Raw genomic sequence first — 4,734 nt, forward strand, 5'->3', positions numbered from 1 at the left:
TTAACATTGTTCTCGGCATGATGGTGAGGTCTGGTTGTTTTTTGGCGAAAGTAATTATATCAAATCATCATGCTGTCTAATAATCCCCCGAAAAACATCAACAACCCCTAGCCAGCTTCAATTTCTGGGCAAGAGTTAGTCTATTTATCAACCTCTTAACATTATCACCTTTTCTACCCTTATCCCTACTTCCTCTTGAAGATAATGCGAAAAACATAGATCAACTTTAAAAGCTTATTCTGGACACCGAATAGAATCACAAATTGCTAAGACTTCAATTCTGTGTCTATGCAATTTTTCTGTACTTAGAACATTGGCTGGTTTCTGACAATAAGGGCAAATAATGAGCTGACTTAGTGAAATACTCTTCTCCCTGCCTATATAGCTACCGGTCTTTCTAATCGAAGGTAAAACTTCACTAGTAACCCATTTACGAAAACGGTGGGGTAAAGTTCCTTTCTTTACGGCATCACGACATCGGATTGTCAGAAAATACATCCCTGATTCATTGATAATGTTTACTTTTTGCTTTCCACCAAGGGTGTCACTTAAAGCTACATCCTTTTCATCATCATCAAGTTTTGTGATAGCTTCGCGACTGTTTGTGATTTTCAAAGCATCACATACATCTTGTGCAACAAACCAAAGATTGCCATTTTTAATCAATGTACGTACTTGCTGATTTTCAAAAATGAATGGAGTTACGGATAGACTAGCCATTGCTGACTCCTTACTTTTCTTTGAGAATTGGGTTTACCATTTAAGAATATGGTGTCGGGAGGCTCAAAACGGCAGTAAGAAACCGCGGACTTATTCCCCTTGCGGGTGTTGTATTAGTCGCCCTCCCGACATTGAATCAGAGAAATGATAGCCGAACAGCTACCATTAAAAATTAGGCATAAAAAACCCAACACTAACGGGGTTGGTTTTGACCGCTTACTTGAGGTTTTGAGTCCCCATGCATAAAAAGATAATAAATTGTTTTCAGAAGATCAACTACAATTTTCTATGTGCATTAAGATCTAGTCTCCAGTACGATTTGATCTTGACCATCGTACCATGTACGAATATCATATTTCCATATATAGGCAAGGATGTTTTTTATGGAATATCTGGTTTTTATCGAAACTCCCGTATTTAGTAGAGAACGAGCAGAACTGTTAACCGATGATGAATTTAGGCTATTACAGGAGCACTTACTAAAGAATCACGAGCAGGGTAGTACCATCAGCGCTACTGGAGGATGTAAAAAGATTCGCTGGCAGCGAGAAAGGATAGGAAAACGTGGCGGAGTAAGAATTATCTACTATGCCATAACCAAAACTGGGAGGCTCTATCTCCTTTTGATTTACCCTAAAAATAAAAAAGATGACTTAACTCCAAAAGAAAAAGAGGTACTTAAAGCCATCAGTAACAAATTACAGTAATTAACACCGCGCAGATACGCGGCAATGTTCATACAACAGGAGAGACTATGGACAAAAAACTTTTTAACGATCTGGTTGAAAGCATGAATCAGATGGTAGCAATTGAAAAAGGCGAACTTTCTGTTTCTGATGAAAATATCCATTACCATCGCCTGCCTGATGTAAAAAACTTACGTGAAACCTTTGGCTTAAAACAAAGTGAATTTGCCGAAGCTGTTGGCGTTTCTGCATCTCTAATTCAAAGCTGGGAACAGCACCGCCGCATTCCTTCTGGTTCATCACTGAAACTACTTAAGATGCTTGAACGTAATCCTGCGCTTATTAATGAATTAAGCACACTTTAATACTTTCACTTTCTCCTTGTCGTAATGCAAAAGGATAAAATAATTTCAGTTCTGTATATCTTGTAAAGCCGTGCTCTATCTGATTTCTATGATAAAGCACGGCTTCCTTTCGGGATCTTCTTTTTCACGTAAAGTAGAATTTTTCCTTTAATATCACTGTATTGTAATTATCTTCGTGATCCTCTTTTGATCCAAAAACTGAAATTTCCTGAAAATCTTTTCAATCATTTCAGTTTGTGATTTCTCCCACTCTGCCAGTACTCGCGCGGTCTGGCTGTTTGTTTTAACCCACTGGTAAGAGATTATTTCCTTACCAGTGTGCCTACTATCGCTTCTATGGTGGTTCAGGCAGGGGAGGCTATGCCTCGCCTGAATGGTTACTCTCCGGTACTGCAAACCCTGTTTGAATCGCCACCACCAAAGAGGTAAGCAGGAATATGAAAAAAGACTGGCATACCGCCGATATTATCGCTGCGATACGTAAGAAGAATAAAACGCTGGCATCATTATCCAGAGAGCACGGTTTAAGCTCTTCAACATTAGCAAACGCTTTAACGCGGCCCTGGCCTAAAGGGGAATTGTTGATTGCTCAGGAAATTGGTGTCACCCCTGCTGAAATATGGCCCAGTCGGTATTTTGACGAAAATAAGCAGCCTATCAAACGAACCGTCCGAAATGATTTACCAAACAATTCTGATATCACATAAGTTATTTCTATATCCGAAAAAGTAACGACAACTTTTAAATCACTAAGTTAATATAACACGCTGAATTATCAGTTTTTTATTACACTCACTGCCCACTCTTTAATATCAGAATTGTATTCATAGCTCTATGAAGATGTAAAACAGCCCGCATATTTTGCGGGCGAGATAATTAATCAATAATGTGTTTCAGACCATCAAAACACAAACTTGTAGCGCTGATTGATACCACATTATTAACCTGGTACGTATTGGTTTGATTGATAACAGTGCTGTGTGCATCTGGTTGCAGTTTATCAGGATATAAAAAAGGCCACGTATTAACGCAGCCTGTTAATTAATGGTGATTTTTATTCAATGGACAAAGTTAACTGATGTCCGATAGCCGATGCGACCTTACCCACCGTATCAATTTTAGTTGAGTGCCGTAAATCAAAGATACGGGTCACTTCCTGCTTTTTCACCCCCATACGGTTGGCTAATTCAATTTGCGTTAATTTGGAATCAAGAAACGCATTGAGCATAAGCACCTTAGAGGCCACGCTTAAGGGCACATCAACATAATCCTGCCCTACGGGGCTAGGAAGCGGGATTTTTTCATTATCTTCGAAGTAAAATTCAAAGGCAGTTATTAACGCATCGAGTGCTATCTCTAGCGCCTCTTCCCGTGTATTCCCCTGGGTTAAAGCTTCGGGGATATCCGGGAATGAGACGAAATAACCGCCCTCTTCGACTGGCTCTAATATGACTGGATATCGCATATTTTTAATGGTGAACCTGTGCGAGAACCCGTCCCTTGCGAGGCGGGTTTTTATCACAATCCTAATTGCTTAATGATTGCTTTCCTCAGCGGCTCTTTGATCTCTTGGCTAGGGTGTCTCGGCATAATGCTTCGTTTCCCCTGATATCTCAGTTTCAGATGGTTTGCCCCATTTGAAACTTCGACGCCTTGAGCTTCCAGCCACCGTCTAAACTCGCTTTGCTTCACCACTCCTCCATTCTGTTGAACATACAAACACAGTAAACATTTATGCTTACCCATGTCAACAATTTTGTTTACCATATAGAAAGGGTAAAAATAAATCTCATCGAAGAGAGGCCAATCAATCTAGCCAATCACAAGTGAATACTTCTGTTTCAATCCATCGGATTTATAAGCTATGTCCCTTATCACGCTGGCATTCTCCGGCGTACTTGTGTTGTGGTTCGTATGGGCGGCAGTCTGTTCCGCCAGTGCTTTAACCACATCCAATGTCTCTAACATCAAAGTCATGACGTTGATTTTCAGCGTATTGGTAAATTTCAATGAGATATTCATATCTAATTAATCCAATACTATGGCTACCGATAAATTACATGGTTATCAAATCAGCCTTTGCCACTCCTCAATATCTTGATACGAAAGACCATTAATGATTTTTTTGAACCAAACCGTATACACATCAGGAACATTATTAATTAGCTCCCTCAATTTCAGAAGATTAACCCATTTATAATCGGACACTTCGTCAAGGTTAATTATCGGTTCTTTATCAAAACGTCCAATAAAAACATGATCATACTCGTATTCAATCAAATCATTAGGAAGTATCACGTGATAAATAAATGACGAAACCTTTTTCAATGGACAATCAAAACCCATTTCTTCTCCAAGACGACGATGCGCAGCGGCCTCCAGAGCTTCATCAACCCTAGGGTGACCACAACAGCTATTGGTCCAAAGTCCGGCTGAATGATATTTGGTTGCCGCTCGCTTCTGTAAGAGTAAATTTCCTTTATTATCAAAAACAAAGATAGAAAAGGCCCGATGTAACATACCTTTCTGATGAATATCAGCTTTTCCCGCTGAACCGATGGGATTATCATGTTTATCAACAAGAACAAGTATCTCATCCATTATTAATGGCCTTTCTGTGAATTGAATCATATAAAATCATAAATTTTAATTAAAAATAAAAATATAATCCATATCCTGCAAGTACTAAATTAACTTTGCAAAAATAAGGTAATTTTTTTATAACAACATGATATAAATCAAGAAATAAAAATATTTCATCCATTCTATTCTGACATTAATGTAAAAATAAAACAAATTAATAGAATAATTATTAATATTTTAATTAAACAGATTCAAAAAAGAATATATACCCGTCATTCCGCACCGTATTTCTGATTTCAAAATAGTGTGATCTTACACAGGTTTTTTGTATTGATGACATCGGTGGGGTTGACGGTAATCGCCAATTTTGATCTATTACT

General features: G+C 38.4%; 8 protein-coding genes. 3 read left to right on the forward strand and 5 right to left on the reverse strand.

What is annotated here, in order from left to right; all coding sequences use genetic code 11:
* Positions 1-234: 234 nt before the first annotated feature.
* A complete protein-coding gene (locus SLS51_RS22365; protein WP_439126908.1) occupies positions 235-720 on the reverse strand; it encodes a BRO-N domain-containing protein in 486 nt (161 codons plus the stop codon).
* Positions 721-1,103: 383 nt separating this feature from the next.
* On the opposite strand from SLS51_RS22365, the gene SLS51_RS22370 reads away from it, so the two are divergent.
* The 3 genes from SLS51_RS22370 to SLS51_RS22380 all read left to right on the forward strand — a co-directional run bounded on the left by SLS51_RS22370 (position 1,104) and on the right by SLS51_RS22380 (position 2,478).
* Positions 1,104-1,427, forward strand: a complete 324-nt coding sequence (locus tag SLS51_RS22370; protein ID WP_011148113.1) for a type II toxin-antitoxin system RelE/ParE family toxin — start codon at positions 1,104-1,106, stop codon at positions 1,425-1,427.
* A 47-nt stretch (positions 1,428-1,474) separates the two neighbouring features.
* Positions 1,475-1,771, forward strand: a complete 297-nt coding sequence (gene nadS / locus SLS51_RS22375) for a NadS family protein (protein WP_113044380.1) — start codon at positions 1,475-1,477, stop codon at positions 1,769-1,771.
* Positions 1,772-2,208: 437 nt separating this feature from the next.
* Positions 2,209-2,478, forward strand: coding sequence for a helix-turn-helix domain-containing protein (locus SLS51_RS22380; protein ID WP_046975142.1), 270 nt, complete (start codon positions 2,209-2,211; stop codon positions 2,476-2,478).
* A gap of 347 nt (positions 2,479-2,825) precedes the next feature.
* On the opposite strand, the gene SLS51_RS22385 is transcribed toward SLS51_RS22380, so the two are convergent.
* The 4 genes from SLS51_RS22385 to idi form a co-directional block, all read right to left on the reverse strand.
* Entirely contained in the window at positions 2,826-3,236 is a 411-nt protein-coding gene (locus SLS51_RS22385) for a type II toxin-antitoxin system HicB family antitoxin (protein ID WP_323840722.1), read from the reverse strand.
* Positions 3,237-3,289: 53 nt separating this feature from the next.
* Complete coding sequence (locus SLS51_RS22390; RefSeq protein ID WP_323840723.1) at positions 3,290-3,463, reverse strand: type II toxin-antitoxin system HicA family toxin; 174 nt, start codon at positions 3,461-3,463, stop codon at positions 3,290-3,292.
* A gap of 120 nt (positions 3,464-3,583) precedes the next feature.
* A complete protein-coding gene (locus SLS51_RS22395) occupies positions 3,584-3,793 on the reverse strand; it encodes a hypothetical protein (RefSeq protein WP_323840724.1) in 210 nt (69 codons plus the stop codon).
* Positions 3,794-3,838: 45 nt separating this feature from the next.
* Positions 3,839-4,372 (reverse strand): isopentenyl-diphosphate Delta-isomerase, encoded by a 534-nt coding sequence (idi, locus tag SLS51_RS22400; RefSeq protein ID WP_323840725.1) that lies wholly within the window; start codon positions 4,370-4,372, stop codon positions 3,839-3,841.
* Positions 4,373-4,734: the final 362 nt, after the last annotated feature.

The organism is Photorhabdus africana (assembly GCF_035181445.1).
Classification (GTDB): Bacteria; Pseudomonadota; Gammaproteobacteria; order Enterobacterales; family Enterobacteriaceae; genus Photorhabdus; species Photorhabdus laumondii.

Coding starts and splice junctions, on each gene's coding strand:
- SLS51_RS22365 (WP_439126908.1), bottom strand. CDS start 720: ATGGCTAGTCTATCCGTAACTCCATTCATTTTTGAAAATCAGCAAGTA.
- SLS51_RS22370 (WP_011148113.1), top strand. CDS start 1,104: ATGGAATATCTGGTTTTTATCGAAACTCCCGTATTTAGTAGAGAACGA.
- nadS (WP_113044380.1), top strand. CDS start 1,475: ATGGACAAAAAACTTTTTAACGATCTGGTTGAAAGCATGAATCAGATG.
- SLS51_RS22380 (WP_046975142.1), top strand. CDS start 2,209: ATGAAAAAAGACTGGCATACCGCCGATATTATCGCTGCGATACGTAAG.
- SLS51_RS22385 (WP_323840722.1), bottom strand. CDS start 3,236: ATGCGATATCCAGTCATATTAGAGCCAGTCGAAGAGGGCGGTTATTTC.
- SLS51_RS22395 (WP_323840724.1), bottom strand. CDS start 3,793: ATGAATATCTCATTGAAATTTACCAATACGCTGAAAATCAACGTCATG.
- idi (WP_323840725.1), bottom strand. CDS start 4,372: ATGGATGAGATACTTGTTCTTGTTGATAAACATGATAATCCCATCGGT.